This window comes from Streptomyces sp. CA-106110, assembly GCF_050936285.1.
Lineage (GTDB): Bacteria > Actinomycetota > Actinomycetes > Streptomycetales > Streptomycetaceae > Streptomyces.
In genome coordinates, this window is the sequence record NZ_JBNJNB010000001.1 from 7202989 (window position 1) to 7224587 (window position 21599).

General features: G+C 70.8%; 17 protein-coding genes and 2 pseudogenes. 9 read left to right on the top strand and 10 right to left on the bottom strand.

Annotation, left to right across the window (positions count from 1 at the left end; translation table 11 throughout):
* Positions 1-42: 42 nt before the first annotated feature.
* The 5 genes from ACQEXA_RS33345 to ACQEXA_RS33365 all read right to left on the bottom strand — a co-directional run bounded on the left by ACQEXA_RS33345 (position 43) and on the right by ACQEXA_RS33365 (position 3704).
* Entirely contained in the window at positions 43-489 is a 447-nt protein-coding gene (locus ACQEXA_RS33345; RefSeq protein WP_432928638.1) for an organic hydroperoxide resistance protein, read from the bottom strand.
* Positions 490-679: 190 nt separating this feature from the next.
* Positions 680-1141 (bottom strand): MarR family winged helix-turn-helix transcriptional regulator, encoded by a 462-nt coding sequence (locus ACQEXA_RS33350; RefSeq protein ID WP_432928636.1) that lies wholly within the window; start codon positions 1139-1141, stop codon positions 680-682.
* 10 nt (positions 1142-1151) lie between these two features.
* Positions 1152-1919 carry an energy-coupling factor ABC transporter ATP-binding protein gene (locus ACQEXA_RS33355; protein ID WP_432928634.1) on the bottom strand — a complete coding sequence of 256 codons (768 nt, stop codon included), beginning with the start codon at positions 1917-1919 and terminating at the stop codon, positions 1152-1154.
* Positions 1907-2668, bottom strand: coding sequence for a cobalt ECF transporter T component CbiQ (gene cbiQ / locus ACQEXA_RS33360; RefSeq protein ID WP_359404724.1), 762 nt, complete (start codon positions 2666-2668; stop codon positions 1907-1909). The genes ACQEXA_RS33355 and cbiQ overlap by 13 nt, the downstream gene beginning before the upstream one ends.
* Position 2669: 1 nt before the next feature.
* Positions 2670-3704, bottom strand: a complete 1035-nt coding sequence (locus ACQEXA_RS33365) for an energy-coupling factor ABC transporter permease (RefSeq protein WP_432928631.1) — start codon at positions 3702-3704, stop codon at positions 2670-2672.
* Positions 3705-3862: 158 nt separating this feature from the next.
* Between ACQEXA_RS33365 and ACQEXA_RS33370 the strand changes: the two genes are divergently transcribed.
* Positions 3863-4222 carry an SsgA family sporulation/cell division regulator gene (locus ACQEXA_RS33370; protein WP_359404730.1) on the top strand — a complete coding sequence of 120 codons (360 nt, stop codon included), beginning with the start codon at positions 3863-3865 and terminating at the stop codon, positions 4220-4222.
* Between the two features lie 92 nt (positions 4223-4314).
* Here ACQEXA_RS33370 and ACQEXA_RS33375 read toward each other — a convergent pair whose 3' ends face one another.
* From ACQEXA_RS33375 to ACQEXA_RS33385, 3 genes and pseudogenes are all read right to left on the bottom strand, one after another.
* Positions 4315-5985, bottom strand: coding sequence for a penicillin-binding transpeptidase domain-containing protein (locus ACQEXA_RS33375; RefSeq protein WP_432928629.1), 1671 nt, complete (start codon positions 5983-5985; stop codon positions 4315-4317).
* 94 nt (positions 5986-6079) lie between these two features.
* A complete protein-coding gene (locus ACQEXA_RS33380) occupies positions 6080-7708 on the bottom strand; it encodes a penicillin-binding transpeptidase domain-containing protein (protein ID WP_432928627.1) in 1629 nt (542 codons plus the stop codon).
* Positions 7709-7922: 214 nt separating this feature from the next.
* Positions 7923-8485 (bottom strand): annotated as a pseudogene (locus tag ACQEXA_RS33385) (dihydrofolate reductase family protein).
* Positions 8486-9126: 641 nt separating this feature from the next.
* Here ACQEXA_RS33385 and ACQEXA_RS33390 point away from each other — a divergent pair.
* A complete protein-coding gene (locus tag ACQEXA_RS33390; RefSeq protein ID WP_432928625.1) occupies positions 9127-10065 on the top strand; it encodes a MerR family transcriptional regulator in 939 nt (312 codons plus the stop codon).
* Between the two features lie 103 nt (positions 10066-10168).
* On the opposite strand, the gene ACQEXA_RS33395 is transcribed toward ACQEXA_RS33390, so the two are convergent.
* On the bottom strand, positions 10169-11272 hold the full coding sequence (locus tag ACQEXA_RS33395; protein ID WP_432928623.1) for a PP2C family protein-serine/threonine phosphatase: 1104 nt from the start codon (positions 11270-11272) through the stop codon (positions 10169-10171).
* Between the two features lie 287 nt (positions 11273-11559).
* Entirely contained in the window at positions 11560-13299 is a 1740-nt protein-coding gene (locus ACQEXA_RS33400; protein WP_432928621.1) for a dolichyl-phosphate-mannose--protein mannosyltransferase, read from the bottom strand.
* Positions 13300-13386: 87 nt separating this feature from the next.
* On the opposite strand from ACQEXA_RS33400, the gene rsmI reads away from it, so the two are divergent.
* The 7 genes and pseudogenes from rsmI (at position 13387) to ACQEXA_RS33435 (ending at position 21498) form a co-directional block, all read left to right on the top strand.
* Positions 13387-14250: a 16S rRNA (cytidine(1402)-2'-O)-methyltransferase gene (gene rsmI / locus ACQEXA_RS33405; RefSeq protein ID WP_432928619.1), complete on the top strand. Its 864-nt coding sequence runs from the start codon at positions 13387-13389 to the stop codon at positions 14248-14250.
* A gap of 376 nt (positions 14251-14626) precedes the next feature.
* Entirely contained in the window at positions 14627-15076 is a 450-nt protein-coding gene (locus tag ACQEXA_RS33410) for a hypothetical protein (protein ID WP_432928617.1), read from the top strand.
* A 53-nt stretch (positions 15077-15129) separates the two neighbouring features.
* Positions 15130-16011, top strand: coding sequence for a TatD family hydrolase (locus tag ACQEXA_RS33415; protein ID WP_432928615.1), 882 nt, complete (start codon positions 15130-15132; stop codon positions 16009-16011).
* Positions 16012-16166: 155 nt separating this feature from the next.
* Positions 16167-17510: pseudogene (locus tag ACQEXA_RS33420) on the top strand (ubiquitin-like domain-containing protein).
* A 614-nt stretch (positions 17511-18124) separates the two neighbouring features.
* Positions 18125-19042: a 16S rRNA (adenine(1518)-N(6)/adenine(1519)-N(6))-dimethyltransferase RsmA gene (gene rsmA, locus ACQEXA_RS33425; protein WP_359400433.1), complete on the top strand. Its 918-nt coding sequence runs from the start codon at positions 18125-18127 to the stop codon at positions 19040-19042.
* Complete coding sequence (locus ACQEXA_RS33430; RefSeq protein WP_432928613.1) at positions 19039-19932, top strand: 4-(cytidine 5'-diphospho)-2-C-methyl-D-erythritol kinase; 894 nt, start codon at positions 19039-19041, stop codon at positions 19930-19932. Before rsmA ends, ACQEXA_RS33430 begins: the two co-directional genes overlap by 4 nt.
* Positions 19933-20169: 237 nt before the next feature.
* Positions 20170-21498 (top strand): acyltransferase family protein, encoded by a 1329-nt coding sequence (locus ACQEXA_RS33435; protein WP_433131892.1) that lies wholly within the window; start codon positions 20170-20172, stop codon positions 21496-21498.
* Positions 21499-21599: the final 101 nt, after the last annotated feature.

Here is a 21599-nt window from a genome sequence, read left to right on the forward strand (position 1 = left end):
CTGCGACAGCGAGTAGAACACGGGTTCCCCGCCTTGGATTCCTCAGCCCAGAACGATGGTGACGTCGATATTGCCGCGTGTGGCGTTCGAGTACGGGCAGACCGCGTGGGCCGCGTCCACCAGTTCGGCCGCCACCTCCTGGTCGAGGACCGGCAGCGAGACGCTCAGGGCGACCGCGAGGCCGTAGCCGCGGTGCTTGTTGGGGCCGATGCTGACCTTGGCTGCGACCGTGGAGCCGGTCAGGTCGTAGCCGGCGCGGTTGCCGACCAGGATGAGCGCGTTGTGGAAGCAGGAGCTGTACCCGGCCGCGAAGAGCTGCTCCGGATTGGTGCCGTTGCCGTCGCCGCCCATCTCCGACGGCATCGCGACCCGCAGTCCGATATGGCCGTCCTGGCTGGTGACGTGCCCCTCCCGGCCGCCGTGCGCGGTGGCCTCGGCCACGTACATGATCTTCGTCGGACGGGTGTCGACAGCGGCACCTTCGCTCACGGCAGGATCTCCCCCGGGACGGACACAACGACAGGCAACACAAGTGTGTGCAAGTACATCGCGCACAAGGTACCGGTCGGTAGGTAGACGGGGTAGTCCAGGGGGTGAATCTTCCAGCGGTCTGCGGTCTGCGGTCTGCGGTCTGCGGTCTGCGGTCTGCGGTCTGCGGTCTGCGGTCTGCGGTCAGCGGTCAGCGGGCGCGGTCCGCGGCGGCCTCCGCCTTCTTCGCCAGCCGCCACAGCTCCTCGCGCAGTCGGGCCGCCTCGCCTGTGCCCAGTCCGGTCGCCGACAGCAGGGTGTGCGGGACGTGCCCCGCGCCCTCCCGCAGCTGTTCACCCCGCCGGGAGAGCGCGACGAGCACCGAGCGCTCGTCGTGCGCCGACCGTTCCCGGTGCACCAGGCCGGCCGACTCGAGCCGTTTGAGCAGCGGCGAGACGGTGCCGTAGTCGAGCCGCAGGGCCGCGGCCAGTTCCTTGACGGTGGTCTCGCCGCGTTCCCAGAGCACCAGCAGGACGAGGTACTGCGGGTAGGTGATGCCGAGTTCGTCGAGGAGTGGACGGTACGCCGCCGTGACGGCGCGCTGGGCCGCGTACAGCGCGAAGCACAGCTGGTCGTCCAGCAGCAGCGACGCGGCGTCCTCTTCGTTCGTCACACGCCCATTGTCATGGACGGGCCGTGTCGGCAGGCACCGAACGGGGATCGAAGCCGAAGGGGAGCTCCAGACGGTGGGCGCGCATGAGCGCGTCGTCGGCGAGGAGTTCGCCCGTCTTCCCGTCCGCCGCGATCACGCCTTCGCTGAGGATCAGCGAGCGCGGGCACAACTCCAGCGCATACGGCAGGTCGTGCGTGACCATCAGGACCGTGACGTCCAGGGACCGCAGGATGTCGGCGAGTTCACGCCGCGAGGCGGGGTCGAGGTTCGAGGACGGTTCGTCGAGGACGAGGATCTCCGGCTCCATGGCCAGGACGGTGGCCACCGCCACCCGGCGGCGCTGGCCGAAGGAGAGGTGGTGCGGCGGACGGTCCTTGAAGGCGGCCATCCCCACCTGTTCGAGGGCGCGGTCCACACGGTCCTCCAGCTCGGCGCCCTTCAGGCCAGCCGTCGCGGGCCCGAAGGCCACGTCCTCGCGCGCCGTGGGCATGAAGAGCTGGTCGTCCGGGTCCTGGAAGACGATGCCCACCCTGCGCCGGATCTCGGCCATGTGCCGCTTGCCGACGGGCAGTCCGGCGACCTTCACCGTGCCCGTGCCGCCGGTCAGGATGCCGTTGAGATGGAGCACGAGGGTGGTCTTCCCGGCACCGTTCGGCCCGAGGAGCGCGACCCGTTCGCCGCGCGCGACGGTGAAATCGACGCCGAACAGGGCCTGGTGGCCGTCGGGGTAGGCGAAGGCCAGTCCGGTCACTTCCAGCGAAGGTGTCACAGGGTCCATCCCAGCAGGCAGACGATGAGTGCGGCGGAGGGCAGGGCGAGCGCGTAGGACCACTGGGCGCGGGACGCCGTCACCTCGTCGATGACCGGCATCGAACCGGTGTAGCCCCGGCTCACCATGGCCAGATGGACCCGCTCGCCGCGCTCGTAGGTGCGGATGAAGAGCGCGCCCGCGGACTTGGCGAGCACGCCCCAGTGGCGCAGCCCCCGGGCCTCGAAGCCGCGGGACTCCCGGGCGATCCGCATCCGCCGCATTTCGTCGGTGATCACGTCCCCGTAGCGGATCATGAACGTGGCGATCTGCACCAGGAGGGGCGGGAGCTTGAGGCGCTGCAGCCCGAGGAGCAGTTCGCGCAGTTCGGTGGTGGCGGCGAGCAGGACGGAGGCGGCGACGCCGAGCGTGCCCTTGGCCAGCACGTTCCAGGCGCCCCACAGCCCGTTGACACTGAGCGAGAGACCGAGGACGTCGATCCGCTCGCCCTCCGCCACGAACGGCATGAGCACCGCGAACGCGACGAAGGGGACCTCGATCAGCAGACGTCGGAGCAGGAAACCGGCCGGTACGCGGGCCGTGTGCGCGACCCCGGCGAGGAGGACGGCGTACAGCGCGAACGCCCACATCGCCTCGCGCGGCGTGGACACCACGACGACCACGAAGGCGAAGACGGCGGCGAGCTTGGTGTGCGGGGGCAGTGCGTGCACGGGCGAGTGCCCGTGCCGGTACAGCCGGTGTGCGTGGCCCGCACCCATGTCAGGCCACCGAGGTGGTGTCGCCGCTGCGGCGCCGGCGGACGGTCCAGAAGACCGCGCTGCCCGCGACGACGGTGACCCCGACGCCGATCACGCCCGCGAGACCGCCGGAGAGGCGGGCATCGCCGATGTCCTTGACGCCGTAGCCGGCGAGCGGGGAGTCGGAGGCCGCGTGCGGCTTCGCCTTCTGGCTGATCCCCTGGTCCGTGGCGACCTTCTCCAGGCCGTCCGGGTTGGCGGAGGCGTAGAAGCTGACGAATCCGGCGAGGACGAGGGAGGTGACGAGACCGGTGATCCACATCCCCCGGTGGGAACGGGTCGCGACGGGCACGGGCTCGGCGGCGGGCGCGTCGACCAGTTCGCCGCCGACGCGCAGCTTCAGACGCTGCTGCAGACCCCGGGCGCCGTGGACGAGGTCCGGGCGTACGGCGATGACGGCTCCCACGGTCAGGGCGGTGATGACGGCCTCGCCGATGCCGATGAGGACGTGGACGCCGATCATCGCGGTGGCGACCTTGCCGATGGAGACGTCGGTGGTGCCGCCGACCGCGTAGATCGCGGTGAAGACGACGGCGGCGGCCGGTACGGAGACCAGCGCGGCGACGAAGGAGGCCACGGTGACCGAGCGGCGCGTGCGCGGAAGGACTCGGACCAGCCCACGGAAGACGGCGTAGGCGACGACGGTCGTGACGATCGCCATGTCGGTGATGTTGACGCCGAGGGCGGTCAGGCCGCCGTCGGCGAACAGGATGCCCTGCATGAGCAGGACGACGGACACGCACAGCACCCCGGTGTAGGGGCCCACGAGGATGGCGGCCAGCGCCCCGCCCAGCAGATGTCCGCTGGTGCCCGCGGCGACCGGGAAGTTCAGCATCTGGACGGCGAAGATGAACGCGGCCACCAGGCCGGCGAGCGGCGCGGTGCGTTCGTCGAGTTCACGCCGGGCACCCCGGAGGCTGACCGCCAGGGCGCCCGCGGCTATGACACCGGTCACGGCGGACGTGGGTGCGTTGATGAATCCGTCGGGTACATGCACCGTAGGAGGATAGCGGCTTATTGCGAACCCTTTGCAAGAGCCAGGCGAACGTCGATACGACGAGCTCGCATCGAAAGCCCCTTTTGTCCAAATATGCGACATTAGAGGAGTGGCGGATTCACCTTTTGCGTGGGTGACGCAGCGTGAGGAGCAATCCGATGACAGTAGTGGAACAGTACGCTCGAGCCCATGTGGTCACGGACTCCCCGGACGCTCCGGACGCCGTCCCCATCGTTCTGCGCTATGACCCCGACGCCGATCCGCGCTCCGTCCGCATCGGCCTGCCCGGCCCGCACGAGTGGGCATTCTCGCGGGACCTCCTGGAAGAAGGCCTGCGCGCCCCCGCGAGCACGGGTGACGTCAGAATCTGGCCCTGCGGCCGGGTCCAGGCAGTGATGGAGTTCCACTCCAAGCAGGGCGTCGAGGTGGTGCAGCTGGAGTCGAAGGCGCTGCTGCGGTTCCTGCGGCGTACGTACACGGCGGGAGCGCCGGTGGTACGGCCGGTGCCCCAGGCCTAGCAGGACTCACGTCGGGGACGGTCGCCCCCCGTCGTGAGCATGAACCGGGCGGGCCCGTGTGGACGGGCCCGCCCGGTGCGTGTCGGTCCCGCTCAGCTTCCCGCGCGCAGCAACGCCGCCACGATCGGTCCCGCCGAGTCGCCGCCGTGGCCGCCCGCCTGGACCACGCCCGCCGCGGCCAGGTCGCCCTTCCAGGCCGTGAACCAGCCGTTGGGCTGCTTCTGGCCGTCGACCTCGGCCGAGCCGGTCTTGGCGCCGTAGTCCGGGCCGAGGCCCGCCATCGCCTGTGCGGCCGTGCCTGCCGCCGCCGTGTACTGCAGGACTTCCTTCAGCTGGGCCTGGGTCGACGCCGACATCGTGCGGGTCGCCTTCGCCAGCGTGCGGTTGTCCACCGTGGGCGAGACCAGGTACGGCTGGTGGAAGACGCCCGTCTTGGCCGTCGAGACCACCGAGGCCATGTTCAGCGGGTTCATGCGGACGCCGCCCTGGCCGATCAGGGACGCCGCCATCTGGGCCGCGCTCTGCACCGGGACCGTGCCGTCGAAGGACGGTACGCCGATGGCCCAGTTGTTCATGCTCAGGCCGTAGATCTGCTGTGCGACCTGGGTGAGGTCGGCGTCGTGCAGTTTCTCCGCCTGGCTGATGAAGGCCGTGTTGCAGGACCGCGCGAAGCTCGCCTTGAACGTGCCGTTCTTGATCTCGAACTTGTCGTCGTTCTGGAACTTCCAGCCGCCGTACGTCACGTACTTGGGGCAGGGGTGCGGCTTGTCCACGTGCGCCAGGTTCTTCTCGAACAGCAGCGTCGACGTCACGATCTTCATCGTCGAGCCCGGCGCGAGAGAGCCCTGGAACGCCACGTTGAAACCGTGGCTGGAGTTCGCGACCGCCAGGATCTCGCCCGTCGACGGGCGCATGACGACCACGGACGCCTTGTCCTTCGTCGTCACCTCCTGTTCCGCCTTCGCCTGGAGCGCGGGGCTCAGCGTCGTCTTCACTGTGCCCGGCGTGCCCTCGCTCAGCGTCACCAGCGTCTTGTCGGGTGTCTTCTGGGTGCCCTTGGCCGCCGCCTTGCGCACGATCCGCAGCTCGATGCCCGCCTTGCCGCCGGCCTTCTTCCCGTACTTCTCCCGCAGGCCGTCCAGGACCGTGCCGAGGGAGGGGTATTTGGCCGTCGTCAGCTCGCCGCCGTCCCGGTCCAGGGCCTTGATGGGGGGCGTCCCGGCCTCGCCGGTGACCAGTCGGTCCCCCTCGGTGAGGTCGGGGTGCACCACGGACGGCTGCCACCGCACGAGCGGCGCGCCGTCCTTGGCCCGGCGCACGACCGTCAGCTTCGACGCGTACGCCAGCGGCTTGCTCTTGCCCTGGTAGGACACCGTCGCCTTGACGGAGAAGGGGACGGAGGCGCCGGAGGGCGTGCCGCGGGTGAGGGTCACGCCCGTGATGTGCGCGTCCTTGCTGTAGCCCGTCAGGGTCTGGGTCGCGGCGGACGTGTCGTCCGTGGCGGCCGCCGCCTTCGCCACGTCGCCCTTCTGCCAGGCGGTGAGGAACGCCGCGGCCGTCGTACGGACCTCGGACGCGGACGGTGGGCCGGTCTTCGCGGGCCTGAGGATGCCCTTGAACGCCTTGCCGTCGTCGGCCGCGGCACCACCGCTGAGCAGGCTGTAGGCGCCGACGGCCCCGACCACGCCGACGAGGGCGATCAGTCCTCCGATCACCAGCGGCTGATTCTTCTTGCGCTCGGCGACGCGCCTTCTCTTGCCCACAGCTCCCGATCCTCCGCAGTCCCCAGGTCCCGCGTTGCCCTCACGCTCCTCAACGAGAGCACCACACTAGAGTCCCGGGGTTACAGGGGTGACTTCAGCCGCCGGTTCGTAGCACAGCTGCGACGATAGGACCGGCCGCGTCGCCGCCGTGGCCGCCCTCCTGGGTCATGGCCGCCGCCGCGACGTTGCCCCGGTAGCCGGTGAACCAGCTGTTGGACTTCGTCTGGCCGTCGACCTCCGCGGACCCGGTCTTCGCCCCTATGTCGCCACCGAGCCCCGCCATGACCTGCGCGGCCGTGCCCTGGGTCGCCGTCAGCCGCATCATGGCCCTCAACTGGGCGACGGTGTTGGCGGGCAGGCCCCTGGCCTGGGCCAGTTGGCGGCCGTCGAGCTTCGGCGAGACCAGGTAGGGCTGCCGGAACGCGCCGGTGGTGGCGGTCGCTGTGACCGACGCCATGTTCAGCGGGCTCATCTGGACCTGGCCCTGGCCGATCAGATTGGCCGCGGTGTCCGGGCCGCCGGAGGCGGGCACCGAGCCGTCGAAGGAGACGATGCCGGTCTTCCAGTTGTTGCGCCCGAGCCCGAAGCGGTCCTCGGCCTCTCGGGTGAGCGAGTCGACCTTCACCTCGTCCGCGTATTTCACGAACGCCGTGTTGCACGACCGCATGAAGCTGTTGGCGAGCGTGGCCTGCTCGTTGGGGAGGAGGCCCTTGAGGTTGTGGAAGGTCTGGCTCTGCCAGACGGCCGAGTCGGGACAGGGCGCCGGACCGTTCATGCTGGTGATGCCGTTGTCGATGAGCGTCGCCGCGCTGATGACCTTCATCGTGGAACCCGGCGCGAGCCGCCCTTCGAAGGCGGCGTTGAACCCGTCCTGCCGGTGGTTGGCGACCGCGAGCACCTCGCCGGTGCTCGGCTTCACCGCCACCACCGAGGACTCCGCGTACTGCCGCACCGCACGTTCGGCCGCCGCCTGGGCGGTGGCGCTGATCGTGGTGTTCAGCTTGCCCGGGGTGCCCTTGGCCAGGGTCAGCAGGGTCTTGCCGGGTGTGTTCGGGTCGGCGCGCTCCACGGACAGTTCGATGCCCGGCTTGCCACCGGCCTTGTCGCCGTACTTCTCGCGCAGCGCGTCCAGAACGGGGCCGAGCGAGGGGTACTTGGCCCCGGTCAGCACCACGCCGTTGCGGTCCACCGCCTCGATCGGCGGAACCTTGGCCTCACCGGTGACGAGCGTGTCGCCCTGCTCCAGGTCGGGATGGACCACGGACGGCTGCCAGTCGACCAGCGCCCGCCCGGTGGTCTCCCCGCGTACGACCGTCAACTCGCTCTTGTAGTCGAGCGGTTTGGACTTCCCGTCGAAGGACACCGTCGCCTTCACCGAGAAGGACACCGAGTCCCCGCTGGGCGTGCCCGCCGTGATGTGCGCCTTGGTGATGTGGGCGCTGGTGCCGTACGCGGTCAGCAGAACCTTTGCGGCCGCGGCGTTGTTCGTGAGCGAGGCCGCCGTGGCCGCGTCGCCCTTCGCCCAGGCGGCGAGGAACTTGGCACTCGCCTCCTTGACCTCGCTCGCGGACGGTGGCCCGGTCTTCACCGGTGCCGGGCCGCCGGCGCTGCTCGCGGTACTCGTGTGTAGCGCGTGCAGAACGTTGTATGCGCCGTACCCGGCGCCTCCCACCATGACCGCGAAAACCCCGCCGACGATGGCGGCCTTGACCCCCTTGCGCATGGCGCGTCGCCCCCTCCCCGTAGGTCTCGCACTGTAAGCGGCGGGAGGGGAAGTTGTGACCACCATGCATGATTGTTGTCCGAAGCGTGATCAGAGATGTGACTTGAACCTGGGTGTTCGGTCACATCTGTGAACACCGCGCGTCGAGTGGCCCGCGTTGTGTACCGGCGGGGCCGTGATCCAGATCAAAGCAGCTGCGGCCGTGATCGCGGCACTAGCGCGGCACGCGGTAGCGGAGGTAGACGACTCTTGAGCTGAAGGTGCGGGTCTCGACGAGTTCGAGATCCACCCGGCGCTCGCGCTGAGGAAAGAACGGAATGCCACCGCCGACCAGCACCGGGTAGACCCTGGCCCGGTACTCGTCGATCAGGCCCAACGCGGCCGCCTCGGCGGCGAGAGTCGCGCCGCCGATCGCGATGTCGCCCTCCCCCGGCTCGGCTCGCAACCGCTCGATCTCCTCCGCCAGCCGCCGGAGGCCAGGCGGGCATTGCCCTGTACCCCCGACAGCGTGGTGGAGAACACCACCTTGGGGAGCGGCTTCCAGAGCGCGGCCCACTCGAGCATTGAGTCGTCGAGCGATGGATCCTGGTCGGCGGTCTCCCAGTACAGCATCGTCTCGTACAGCCGTCGTCCCAAGAGGTGGACGCCGACCTCTCGTATCTCGTCAGTGACGAAGCGAAAGACCTCCTCGTCGGGCGCCGTCCAGTCGAAGTCGCCGTCCGGCCCGACGATGTAGCCGTCAAGTGAGATGCCCATCGCATACGTCACGCTGCGCATCAGAAGTCCTCCTCCGTAGCGCGTTCGACAGTACGACCGCCGGACGCCGCAGGACTCATCGCGGCTCGCGGGATCCCCTCGCGAGGGGGACTGTGGTCGGCGGTACGTCGGGTGCATGATGATCCAATGACTTCATGGCTGGGCACCCGGAGCACATGGTTGCTGGTACTGCTCTTGTGGGCGTTCGGACTGACAGCCGCTCTGATCGGAATTGCCTTCGACCGAGCCTTCCTTGAACACCCCCCTCTGAGGCCCTTCGTTTCTGGCCTTCCTATGACAGTGGGCGGCACTCTCTTCGTTGCCGTCACCGGCGCCGGGGGGTTGCGTCGTAGGCGACGACAGCAGGACCGATGAGGTGGAGCCGGTTGCCGTACAGCGGCGAAGTACAGCAACCGGCACGACTGCGGTCGGCCATCCCTGCGCGTACGTGGCCGGCTGGCCGGCCCAGCAAACCTCAGCGACCGTCGCGCCCGTAGTTCGCATCGAGTGGCACACACCGCGGCACCCCCGCTCGGGCCGTCTCTGGGCCGTCGCTGCATGCCCGATCCGACGAGAAGCGACAGGGAAAGAGTCGGTTTGCTGCTGGCCGGCAGGCGAAGGTGGCTTGAGTCTCCCGTAGGGGGAGGCGCAAGGGTGGGAGCATGGACGGCGACACGCTCTACTCGATCGGTGACCTGGCTCGGCGGACCGGGTTGACCGTCAAGACCATTCGGTTCTATTCCGATCGCGGAATCGTGGTGCCGACTGATCGCAGCCTGGCCGGCTACCGCCTCTACGACATCGAAGCTGTCGCACGCCTGGACTTCGTGCGCACGTTGCGCGACCTGGGACTGGATCTTCCCACGATCCGGAAGGTCGTGGACCAGGAGCTCTCCCTCACCGAGGTCGCGGCAGCTCACGCCGAAGCCCTGGCGGTGCAGATCAGCACCCTGCGCCTGCGACGCGCGGTGCTCACAGCGGTAGCCAAGCGCGGGGCCACCCCTGAGGAGACGGATCTCATGCACAGACTGGCCAAGCTCTCCGAGGACGAACGCCGACGTCTGATCGACGACTTCCTCGACGCCGTCTTCGGCGGTCTCGGCGCTGACCCCCACTTCGCCGGGGTCAGGCGCTCGATGACCCCCGAGCTGCCCGACAACCCCGAGTCCGAGCAGGTCCAGGCATGGGTGGAGTTGGCCGAACTGGCCCAGGACCCGGACTTCCGTGCCAGTGTGCGGCGGACGGCTGAGAACCATGCGGCCGAGCGCGCCGAAGGCGACACCGCGGTCCTGCACCGCGACCCCGTCGCAGCCGTCCGCAACCAGGTCCGTCCAGCCTTCATTGCCGGCATCGAACCGGCCTCGCCCCAGGCCGATCCGACCGTCGCGGCGTTGACGGTTCACTACGCGCACGTCGTCGGCCGTCCCGACGACGCCGGACTTCGCCGCCGGCTGCTTGCCCTACTGGAGACCGCGAACGACCCCCGCAGGCAGCGGTACTTGGAGCTGCTCGCAGTGATCAACGGCTGGCCGGGCCCCGAGAACCTGTCCCCAGTGCTCGACTGGTCCATCCAGGCCCTGCGTGCCCGCATCCCTGGATAGTGCGAACCGGGGTTTCCGCATCGCGGCGAATCCGCGTGCCGTGGCCTAGGTCGCTGGACGATGCATGGCCGCCACCGGGACCGACGGAATGGGCGGGCTGGGTTCATAGGCGCACGATGACCAGGGCGGTGTCGTCGGTGGCGTCACCGGGTGGAAGAAGGTCGCTGAGCACGGCGTCGGCGAGGGTCTCGGGGTCGTCTGCCCGGTGGCGGGTCAGGGAGTCGGCGAGCCGGGCGAGGCCGGTGTCGATGTCTTCGCGGCGGCGTTCGATGAGGCCGTCGGTGTAGAGCACGAGGACGGCGCCTTCGCGGAAGGCCGCGGCAGCCTGGATCTGGGGGACGTGCTGAGGACGGGCGCCCAGTGGGGGGTCGGTGGCCTGGTCCAGGAACTCGACGGTCCCGTCCCTCTGCAGGAGCGCCGGTGGAGGGTGGCCGGCGCTGCTGTAGGTGATGGTGTGGGTGTCCCAGTCGATGAATGTCGTGGCCACGGTGGTGTTCTCGGCGCCGTCAATGGTGCGGGCGTACAGCCCGAGGACGTCCAGGGCGCGGGAGGGGCCTTCGGCGACGAGGCAGGCGGCGCTGAGGGCGCTGCGCAGTTGTCCCATGACGCCGGCCGCAGGCAGGCCGTGGCCCACAACGTCGCCGACGGCGACGGCGATGCGGTCGCCGGGCAGGTCGACCAGGTCGTACCAGTCACCGGCCACGTTCAGCGCTTCAGCGGCGGGGCGGTAGCGTACGCCCGCCGGGTGGCGGCCGACCGGGCGGGGAGCGGGCAGCATGGCTTCTTGCAAAGTCAGCGCGACTTCACGGGCGTGGAGGAGTTCGATGACGTCCTCCACCCGGTGCAGCAGCAGCGCCACCTTCCCGTCCGGGCCGAAGACGGGGATGTTGGTTAGGTTCCAATACCGCTCGTGCCGTACCCCAGGCTGATCGGGGTCCTCCATGTCGAAGCGCTGCAGCGCTAGGGTGTCGCGCTCGCCGGTGTCCGCCGCCCGGCGTAATGACGCCATGAGCTCGAGCAGGAAGGGCCGGTCGTTCGCGGAGCGGTCGTCGAGCAGGAAGCGACCGACCAGTTGCTCGTGGGTGCGGCCCACGATGCGCATGAGCTCCGCGTTGACGTCCACGAAGATCAACTGCGGGGTCAGCAGCGCCACCGCCCCGGGGAGGGCTCGGAACACTGCCGCGTAGTCGACCTCCGGTTCCGTCATGATCTTCCTGTCTTGCCGGGCGCCGTTCCATCTCTTTTCACGATACGAGCGGATTGTCACGCCTTGCCCTGTGACGCCCTGGGCCTTGGGTGCGCTACATGCGAGCGTGATCGATTGCCGGTTCCCGAGATTTTCGCCGACGACCCCGTCCGAGGCGTGGCGCCGCCACCCCTGACATCCCGGGCCGTCTCTGGGCCGTCCGAGGGCGGCTGGCAGCAACCGTCAATGACCAACAACGACCGCGAGGGCGCGGCCGGCCGCCGCGCCCTCGTGAGATGTGTTCCCAGCTAGACCCAGGTGTCCAGCCACATCCGCGACCGCCACGAGTCGATCGGGATGGCCGTGCCCGTGTACAGGGGCCAGAAGTAGATGAAGTTCCAGGCGATCAGCAGGACCAGGACGCCCGCGCCCGCCGCGCCCAGGATCCGGCGGCGTTCGCCGCGGTCTGGTGGGCCGATGATGGCGCCGATCATCATGGCGACCGCCAGGCACAGGAACGGAACGAAGACGACCGCGTAGAAGTAGAAGATCGTGCGCTCCTGGTACATGAACCAGGGCAGATAGCCGGCCGCGATGCCGCAGGCGATCGCGCCGGCCCGCCAGTCGCGGCGGAACGCCCAGCGCCACAGGATGTACAGGATCGCGAAGCAGGCCGCCCACCACAGCAGCGGAGTGCCGAGCGCCAGGACCTCGCGGGCGCACTTGTCGCCCGCGTCCGCCGGGCAGCCGGCCTGGCCGGGGGACGGGGACTCGTAGAAGTACGAGACCGGGCGGCCCACGACGAGCCAGCTCCACGGGTTGGACTGATAGGTGTGCGGGGACGACAGACCGACGTGGAACTTGTACACCTCGTGCTCGTAGTGCCACAGGCTGCGCACCCAGTCGGGCAGGAAGGTCCAGTTGCCGCCCTTGCCGTCGGTGGTCGCCCAGTTGCGGAAGTAGCCGCCGGAGCCGTCGGCGGGGGAGAGGATCCAGCCGATCCAGGAGATCAGGTACACGGCCACCGCGACCGGGACCGTGGCCAGGAACGTGATGCCCGTGTCGCGCTTGAGGACGGTCGCGAAGGGGCGGCCGGCGCCCGCGACCCGGCGCGCGCCCACGTCCCACAGCAGGGCCATCACGCAGAAGGCCGCCAGGATGTAGAGGCCGTTCCACTTGGTGCCGATGGCGAGGCCGAGCATCAGGCCCGCCATCCACCGCCAGGGGCGCCAGCCGAAGCGGGCCGTCTCGGCGGTGTACGGGTCGGGGCGCACCCGGCCGGCCGCGTCCACCGGTAGTGCTGCCGCCAGTTTCTCGCGCGTCTTGTCCCGGTCGATGAGCAGACAGCCGAAGGCCGCCAGCACGAAGAACTCCAGGACGCCGTCCAGCAGCGAGGTGCGGCTCATCACGAACTGCAGACCGTCCACCGCCATCAGCGCACCGGCGAGGCAGCCCAGGAACGTCGAGCGGAACAGTCGCCGGCCGATGCGGCACAGCAGCAGGACCGCCAGGGTGCCGAGCAGGGCGGTCATGAAGCGCCAGCCGACCGGGTTGAAGCCGAAGATCAGTTCGCCGAGCCCGATGACGTACTTGCCGATCGGCGGATGCACCACATAGGCGGCGTCCGTCGGGATCGCCACATGGCCGTGGTTCTTGAGGATCAGGTCGTTGGCGTCCTTGGCCCAGTTCGCCTCGTACCCGTTGTGAATGAGCGCCCAGGCGTCCTTGGCGTAGTACGTCTCGTCGAATATCACCGCCCTCGGGCTGCCCAGGTTCCAGAACCGCATCAGCCCCGCCATGAGGGTCACGAGCAGCGGGCCGCCCCAGGCGGACCAGCGAGTGATGCGATCGGCGGCCTCCTTGCCCATGCCGATCGCCGCCCAGATGCGCGGGCTGGGCTCGCTGTACGGCGGCACCAGCCGGTCGCGGACATCGTTTCTCGGCCGCTCGGTGTATCCGAAACGGCGCAGTCGCTGCTGCCACGACGGCTGCTGCTCTTCGGTGGCCTGGCCCTGCCGGGTGTCCGTGGAGGACGCGGTACTGGTCACCGCGCCATCGTAGGGAACCCATCTGTGTGAGTCCCGCGCTTGGGCCCTACTCGATCGGGTAGGGCCCGCGCCTGGGAGGATGGAGAGGTGACAGTTGCGCCCGGAACCCTGGTCCTCGCCGGTACTCCCATCGGGGACATCGAGGACGCGCCGCCCCGGCTCGCACAGGAGCTGGCCACGGCCGATGTGATCGCCGCCGAGGACACGCGGCGGCTCCGTCGGCTCACCCAGGCGCTGGGCGTGCAGCCGGCCGGGCGTGTCGTGTCCTACTTCGAGGGCAACGAGTCCGCCCGCACTCCTGAGCTGGTCGAGGCGCTGACGGGCGGGGCACGTGTGCTCTTGGTCACGGACGCGGGGATGCCGTCGGTGTCCGACCCCGGCTACCGGCTGGTCGCCGCCGCCGTCGAGAAGGACGTCCGGGTCACCGCCGTGCCGGGTCCCTCCGCCGTGCTCACCGCGCTCGCGCTGTCCGGGCTGCCCGTCGACCGTTTCTGCTTCGACGGGTTCCTGCCGCGCAAGGCGGGTGAACGGCTGTCGCGGCTGCAGGAGGCCGCCGGGGAGCGGCGCACCCTCGTCTACTTCGAGGCCCCGCACCGGCTGCACGCCACCCTCGCCGCCATGGCCGAGGCGTTCGGGTCCGGCCGCCGGGCGGCCGTCTGCCGTGAGCTGACCAAGACCTACGAGGAGGTCAGACGCGGTCCGCTGGGCGAACTGGCGGAGTGGGCCGCCGAGGGCGTGCGGGGTGAGATCACCGTCGTCGTGGAGGGCGCGGGCGAGAAGGGGCCCGAGGAGCTGGACGCGGCCGAGCTGGTGCGCCGGGTACGGGTGCGCGAGGAGGCGGGGGAGCGCCGCAAGGAGGCCATCGCCGCGGTGGCCGCGGATGCGGGCTTGCCGAAGCGAGAGGTGTTCGACGCGGTGGTGGCCGCGAAGAACGCCGTCGGACGGGGCTGAGCACCCGTCCTGGCCGGTGCGCGCACCCCGGTTCGCTCCCGCCGGTCAGTCGCCCCGGCGGCGCGGGGCGCGCGGTCCGCAGCGGGGTCTCCGACCGGCTCATCCGGCCTCTGAGCAGGGCGCATCTCCCATGAGCGGCCGCCCCATGGCTGGGCAAAGCGCTGTTGTGCAAGGCAAAGCCCTAACGGTGCGATCGGGTGACTTTGGCAAGCAGAGTCCAAATCGCCTCCAACACTCGACAGGCCCCGGTGCCTTCGCGTCGGCGAAGGCGTCCACTGGGTCGAGGGACGTTCTCGTCCCCGCCCACCGTGGGACCGCGCGGGATTCAGGTGCCCGCCCCACCGGGGCGCTTGTCCGACGGACAAGAGGAGCTGGCATGAGTGAGATCGCAGGGCGGACCGGTCAGAACGCGTCGGCCGGTCCCGTCACCGGGCAGTCCGATCGAGGCGCGGCGACCGCCGTCGTACATGAGTCCTACTCGTTCGCCTGCATGCGATGCGGGCACGGCTGGGAGCAGTCGTACGAGATCGAGCACCACCTCGACGGAGACGGCAACGAGTTCGTGATGTACGTGGCGGGCGGACGTGTCGTGCCGTCGCCGCTGAGCCGGCCCTCCTGCGTGAACTGCGGCGGCCATGTGGTGCGCATCATGCGCTCTGGTCAGGTGTCCTCCGTGCAGAACTCCCTGCACCGGCACCACGCCCCGGCGCGGCAGACCACCGACACGAGCCTCGACGAGCCGTCCGCGCAGCCGGCGAAGCCCGAAGGACACCACTGGCACCTCTCGGACCTGCTCTCCCCGTTCCTCCACCGCAAGGCCGGGTGACCGATCCGATCCTCCGTACGAGGGACGGCTTGCCCCTTTCGTAGGATCGGGGCATGCCTTCCCAAGCGTCCGACAAGAACGCGCCGCCGCCGCTGCCCGAGCCTCTCGGCGTGGCAGTCGCCGACTCGCACACCCATCTCGACATGCAGTCCGGCACGGTGGAGGAGGGCCTCGCCAAGGCCGCGTCCGTCGGCGTGACCACGGTCGTGCAGGTCGGCTGTGACGTGAAGGGCTCGCGCTGGGCCGCCGAGACGGCCGCGGCGTACGACAACGTGCACGCGGCCGTGGCACTGCACCCGAACGAGGCCCCGCGCATCGTCCTCGGCGATCCCGACGGCTGGTCCCGGCAGGGGGCGCGCGAGCCGGGCGGCGACACGGCCCTGGACGACGCGCTCGCCGAGATCGACCGCCTCGCCGCCCTTCCGTACGTCAAGGGCGTCGGCGAGACGGGGCTCGACTACTTCCGCACCGGGCCCGAGGGCAAGGCCGCCCAGGAGCGGTCGTTCCGTGCGCACATCGAGATCGCCAAGCGGCACGGCAAGGCGCTGGTCATCCACGACCGCGACGCCCATGCCGATGTGCTGCGCGTCCTCGAGGAGGAGGGCGCGCCCGAGCGGACGGTTTTCCATTGCTATTCGGGTGACGCTGCGATGGCCGAGGTCTGCGCGCGTGCCGGGTACTTCATGTCGTTCGCGGGCAATGTGACCTTCAAGAACGCGCAGCCGTTGCGCGACGCGCTCGCCGTGGCGCCGCTCGACCTCGTCCTGGTGGAGACGGACGCGCCCTTCCTGACGCCCGCGCCGTACCGCGGCCGCCCCAACGCCCCGTATCTCATTCCCCACACGGTCCGTGCGATGGCCGCCGTGAAGGGCGTGGAGGAGGACGTGCTGGCGACGGCTCTGGGGCGCAACACGGCGCGCGCCTTCGGTTACTGAGCGGCATTAATCGCGGGACGGCAGGAGCTCTCTGGGGCGCCTGAGTCTCGAGTGGCGGCGTGTCGCCACACCGTGTAATGCGTTGCTTTGGTGAGTGACGGGCAGGCGCTAGGTTCTGGGTCTCCCGTTTCGGACCCTCTCTGGAGCGTGTCGTCGTGAGCGAACGGCAGTACTCGCCATACGGGACGTACGACGCCCCGGTACCGGCCCAGGCGTACGAGGACCGCGGGCCGCGTGTGCGGGCGTACCCGGACACCTACCGGCCCGCGTACGAGGCGCGGCCCCGTGCGGGGCGTGCCGAGGGCATAACCGGACCGATGCCGAGCCGGGAGCCCTACGGCGCGGTGCGCACCGGGGGCCGCGCTCAGGCGCGGCACGCCGCGCGGCGCAGAAGGGGCGGCGCGCGTTCGGACTCCATGCGCCGTCTGCTTCCGCAGGCGCTGGTCGTCGCCTTCCTCGCCGGCGGAACCACCGCCTTCGTCGCCAACGACAAGGCGATCGAGCTCACCGTGGACGGCAGGCCGCAGGTGCTGCACACCTTCGCGGGCGACGTGGGCGAACTGCTCGCCCAGCAGGGCGTCCGCGTGGGGGAGCACGACGTCGTCGCTCCCGCGCCCGGTACGCCGCTCGCTAGCGGCGACGAGGTCGCGGTGCACCACGGACGCCTCCTGCTCCTCACCGTCGACGGACGCCGGCGCCGGGTGTGGACGACGGCGCGGAACGTGGACGACGCGCTCCAGTAGCTCGGGGTGCGCCCGGAGGGCGCGTATATGTCGACCTCGCGCTCCCGCGCGATCGGCCGTCAGGGGCTCGCGCTGGACGTCCGCACCGAACGCTCGGTGACGGTCATGGCGGACGGAGAGGCCCGTACGATCCGGACGAACGCCGCGACCGTCCGCGAGGCCGTGGAGCAGGCCGGGATCACCCTGCGCGGGCAGGACACGACCTCCGTGACGCCGGGGAGCTTCCCACGCGACGGGGAGACGGTCATCGTGCTCCGGGTCAAAGGCCACAGGGAGGTCCGCGAGGAGCCGATCCCGTTCGTTGTGCGGCGCACCCACGATCCGACCCTCTTCAAGGGCACGGAGATCGTGGCGAGTGCCGGGCGGCCGGGCACGCGCCGGGTGACGTACGTCCTGCGCACCGTCAACGGCGTCGCGCAGAAGCCGAGGCGGATCGGGGCCGAGGTGGTGCGCAAGCCGAAGGCCGAGCTGGTGAGGGTGGGCACCAAGCCGCACCCGGACTCGGTGAACGGTGCGGAGCACCTCAACTGGCACGGGCTCGCGAGGTGCGAGTCGGGCGGCCGGACCCGCGCGGTGGACGCGTCGGGCACGTATGGCGGCCTCTACCAGTTCGACCGGCGCACCTGGCGCAGTCTCGGCGGCTCGGGCCGGCCTCAGGACGCTCCGGCCGAGGAGCAGACGTACCGCGCGAAGAAGCTGTACGTGCGTCACGGCACCAGTCCCTGGCCGCACTGCGGACCGCATCTGTACCGGTGAGCGGCGGACTGGCGAGGGCCCCCGGGGATGGCGTCGGCGCGGCGGTCCGGCCGGGCGGGTCCGCCGAAGCCGAGCCGGTGCGCCGGACGCGTGCGGCCGGGGGTCCGCTCGGGCGTTCGTCCGCCCGGGCCGGATCCCCGGCACCCGTGTCGCCGTCCTGGGAGGTGGGTCCAGCCCCTGGGCCGGGCGGCGACCACCTGGCCCAGGCGATGGCGTCGGTACAGCGGCCCGCTCGCGCCGAGCCGGTGCCCGCGAGATGCCGGGGGAGGCTGGGCACCCGCCTCGCCGTCCCGGGAGGCGGCCCAGCCCCCTGGGCCGGGCGGCGACCGCCTCGCCTCGGGGATGGCGCCGGTACGGCGGCCCGCTCGCGCCGAGCCGGTGCCCGCGAGGTGCCGAGCCTCCCCCAGCACCCGTCTCGTCGTCCCGGGAGGCGGCCCAGCCCCCTGGGCCGGGCGGCGACCACCTCGCCCCGGGGCACCGGAGCAACGGGGCGCTGCCTCGGCGACAGGCTCGCCGCCCGCGCCTCCCCGGGCCCGCGAGGTGCCGGGGGAGGCCCGGCGCCGCCCGTGGCCAGGCATGCACGGCCGTATCGCGCCGCCCCGTACCCTTGGTCCGTGAGCAGCCCCACCCCCGACGCCCTCCTGGGCCCCGCCGACGTCCGTGAACTGGCGGCCGCCCTCGGCGTACGTCCCACCAAGCAACGTGGCCAGAACTTCGTCATCGACGCCAACACCGTACGGCGCATCGTGCGCACCGCCGGAGTGCGGCCCGACGACGTCGTCGTGGAGGTGGGACCCGGGCTCGGATCGCTGACGCTGGCGCTGCTCGAGGTCGCCGAGCGCGTCACCGCCGTCGAGATCGACGACGTGCTGGCATCCGCGCTGCCCTCGACCATCGCCGCGCGGATGCCCGAGCGCGCAGAGCGGTTCGCGCTGGTGCACTCCGACGCCCTGCACGTGAGGGAGTTGCCGGCTCCGGCACCCACCGCGCTCGTCGCGAACCTGCCGTACAACGTCGCGGTGCCCGTGCTCCTGCACATGCTCGACACCTTTCCGAGCATCGAGCGGACCCTGGTGATGGTGCAGTCCGAGGTCGCCGACCGGCTGGCCGCCGCCCCGGGCTCGAAGGTGTACGGGGTGCCGTCCGTGAAGGCCAACTGGTACGCCGACGTCAAGCGCGCCGGAGCCATCGGGCGCAGCGTCTTCTGGCCCGCGCCCAATGTCGACAGCGGGCTCGTCTCGCTGGTCCGCCGCACCGAGCCGGTCAAGACCACCGCGTCGAAGGCCGAGGTCTTCGCGGTTGTGGACGCGGCCTTCGCACAGCGGCGCAAGACGCTGCGGGCCGCGCTCGCTGGCTGGGCGGGGTCGGCCCCCGCGGCCGAGGCCGCGCTCGTCGCCGCCGGGATCTCGCCGCAGGCGCGCGGGGAGTCGCTGACGGTGGAGGAGTTCGCCCGCATCGCCGAGAACCGCACCGCCGAGAATCGCATCACCGAGAACCGCCCCGCCGAGAACGAGGAGCAGTCCGAGCAGTGAGCGTGACCGTACGCGTACCGGCCAAGGTCAATGTGCAGCTCGCGGTGGGCGCCGCCCGCCCCGACGGCTTCCACGACCTGGCGAACGTCTTCCTCGCCGTCGGCCTCTACGACGAGATCACCGTGACGCCGGCCGACGAACTGCGCGTCACCTGTTCGGGGCCGGACGCCGCGCAGGTGCCGCTGGACCTCACGAACCTGGCGGCTCGGGCGGCACTGGCGCTCGCCGAGCGCCACGGGCTCGAGGCGGCCGTGCACATCCATATCGCCAAGGACATCCCGGTCGCCGGCGGTATGGCGGGCGGCAGCGCGGACGGGGCCGGGGCCCTGGTGGCCTGTGACGCGCTGTGGGGTACAGGGGCACCGCGTGCCGAATTGCTGGAGATCTGCGCCGAGTTGGGCAGCGATGTGCCGTTCAGCCTGGTGGGCGGGGCGGCGCTGGGCACCGGGCGGGGCGAGCGGCTCAGCGCGCTCGATGTCGGCGGGGTCTTCCACTGGGTGTTCGCCATGGCGGACCGGGGGCTCTCGACTCCGGCCGTCTTCAGGGAGTTCGACCGGCTTAACGAGGGCGTGCGGATTCCCGAGCCCGTCGCCTCGCAGGATCTGCTCGACGCGCTCGCGAAGGGCGACGCCGAGGCGCTCGCGGCGGCGGTCTCCAACGACCTCCAGCCGGCCGCGCTGTCGCTGTTCCCGGAACTGGCGGACACGCTGGCCGCAGGGCGGGCGGCGGGCGCACTGGCCGGGCTGGTGTCCGGGTCCGGGCCGACGACGGCGCTTCTCGCCCCGGACGCCTCCGCCGCGCAGAAGATCGCAGAGGCGTTGACGGCGTCGGGCACGTGCCGGTCGGCCCGGGTGGCCGTGTCCCCGGCGGTCGGGGCGATCGTGGTCTGACAGGGTTGTTCCGGCCTTGAGCGGTGCGTTCAAGGCCGAGGCCCGACCCTTGCCGTCTCCTGCCGTGGTGCGGGCGCTCGCCCGAGCCGGCGCAAGTGCCGTGGGCCACCGCACCCCGGCCTACGCACAGATGCGGGTACCGAGGTGTGCCCGTACACGATCAAGTCCGCGTACTCAGACCGCACTTGAGTATGAGTGCGGTGATGGGTCCCCCGGCGCCCGCGCGACCGTACTGCCATGAGACCAAGCGACCTCGCCGCCGCCACCCCGGCCTCCCGCGACCGTTTCGTCGACCTGTTGCGCGTCGCCTCGCTCGGTACCGTCGTGCTCGGGCACTGGCTGATGGCCGCCGTGTCCGTCGGCGGGAACGGACGGGTGCAGGTCGGCAACCTGCTCGCCCTTGAGCCGGGGCTCCAGCCACTGACCTGGGTGTTCCAGGTGATGCCGGTGTTCTTCTTCGTCGGCGGCTTCTCGCACGCCCTCTCCTACCGGTCGACCCGCCGCGGTACCTCCAAGGCCTACTCGGTCTTCCTGCGCGCCCGCCTCCAGCGGCTGCTGCGGCCGACCGTCGTGTTCATCGCGGTGTGGGGCGCGGCGGCGCTGGCCCTCCAACTGGCCGGGCTCGGTGGTGGGTTGCTCGACGTCAGCCTGCGACTGGTCGCGCAGCCCCTGTGGTTCGTGGGGATCTATCTTGCGATGGTCGCCTTCACCCCACCGCTGCTGAGACTCCACGAGAGGTACGGGTGGGGCGCGTTCGGCGGGCTCGTCGCCGCGGCCGTCCTCGTCGACCTGCTCCGCTTCGGCCTCGGTGTGCCTTACGTCGAGTTCCTCAACTTCGCCTTCGTCTGGCTGGCGATCCACCAGCTCGGGTTCCTGCGCGCGGACGGCAGGCTCGGCCGGCCGTACCTCCTCGCCGGCGCGGGACTCGCGGGCGCCGCGCTGCTGGTGGCCTACGGGCCGTATCCGCTGTCGATGGTGGGCATGCCGGGCGAGAAGGTCTCCAACATGGCGCCGCCCACGCTCGCCCTGCTCTGCCACGGGCTGTGGCTGGTCGGTGCGGTGGAGCTGCTGCGCGGACCCGCGGGACGGTGGCTGAACCGCCCGCACGTGTGGCGCACGGTCGTCGTGGCCAACGGCATCTCGATGACCGCCTTCCTGTGGCACCTGACGGCGATGCTCGGCATCTACGGGGCGCTGCTCGCGGCGGGTGCCCGGACGCCGGAGCCCGGCTCGGGTGTGTGGTGGGTACAGGTACCATTGCGGATCGTGGCTGCCGTGACGCTCACCGGTGTCCTGGTGGCCGTCTTCCGTGTCTTCGAAAAACCCTCGGGTGCACGGGAGCCGAGTGCGCCGCGCGCCTGGGCGGGACCCGCCGCCGCGCTCGGCGTCACCCTCTGCCTCTTCGGGGTCCTGGGCCTGTCGATGGTCGGCTTCGGGGGACTTCTGCAAGGACGTACGGCGCTGCTGATAGCCGTGCACGTCACCGCTCCCGCAGCCGTGGTGATGACGCTCTCCGGGTGGTTGCTGGTGGAGCGGGCGGGCCGGGGGCGCGAAGTGGCCGTCTGACCCGGCTCAGAGGTCGTCGACGGCGGTCAGGTCGATGCCGATGTCGTACGGCTCGGCAACCTTGATCCGGTCGCGATGCATACCCATGTGCACATATGCCT

Excerpts from the sequence above, each read along its gene's own strand:
- ACQEXA_RS33380 (WP_432928627.1), bottom strand. The coding sequence starts at position 7,708 with ATGCGCAAGGGGGTCAAGGCCGCCATCGTCGGCGGGGTTTTCGCGGTC.
- ACQEXA_RS33410 (WP_432928617.1), top strand. The coding sequence starts at position 14,627 with ATGAGTGAGATCGCAGGGCGGACCGGTCAGAACGCGTCGGCCGGTCCC.
- ACQEXA_RS33390 (WP_432928625.1), top strand. The coding sequence starts at position 9,127 with ATGGACGGCGACACGCTCTACTCGATCGGTGACCTGGCTCGGCGGACC.
- ACQEXA_RS33435 (WP_433131892.1), top strand. The coding sequence starts at position 20,170 with ATGAGACCAAGCGACCTCGCCGCCGCCACCCCGGCCTCCCGCGACCGT.
- ACQEXA_RS33415 (WP_432928615.1), top strand. The coding sequence starts at position 15,130 with ATGCCTTCCCAAGCGTCCGACAAGAACGCGCCGCCGCCGCTGCCCGAG.
- ACQEXA_RS33355 (WP_432928634.1), bottom strand. The coding sequence starts at position 1,919 with ATGGACCCTGTGACACCTTCGCTGGAAGTGACCGGACTGGCCTTCGCC.
- ACQEXA_RS33370 (WP_359404730.1), top strand. The coding sequence starts at position 3,863 with ATGACAGTAGTGGAACAGTACGCTCGAGCCCATGTGGTCACGGACTCC.
- ACQEXA_RS33395 (WP_432928623.1), bottom strand. The coding sequence starts at position 11,272 with ATGACGGAACCGGAGGTCGACTACGCGGCAGTGTTCCGAGCCCTCCCC.
- cbiQ (WP_359404724.1), bottom strand. The coding sequence starts at position 2,668 with ATGGGTGCGGGCCACGCACACCGGCTGTACCGGCACGGGCACTCGCCC.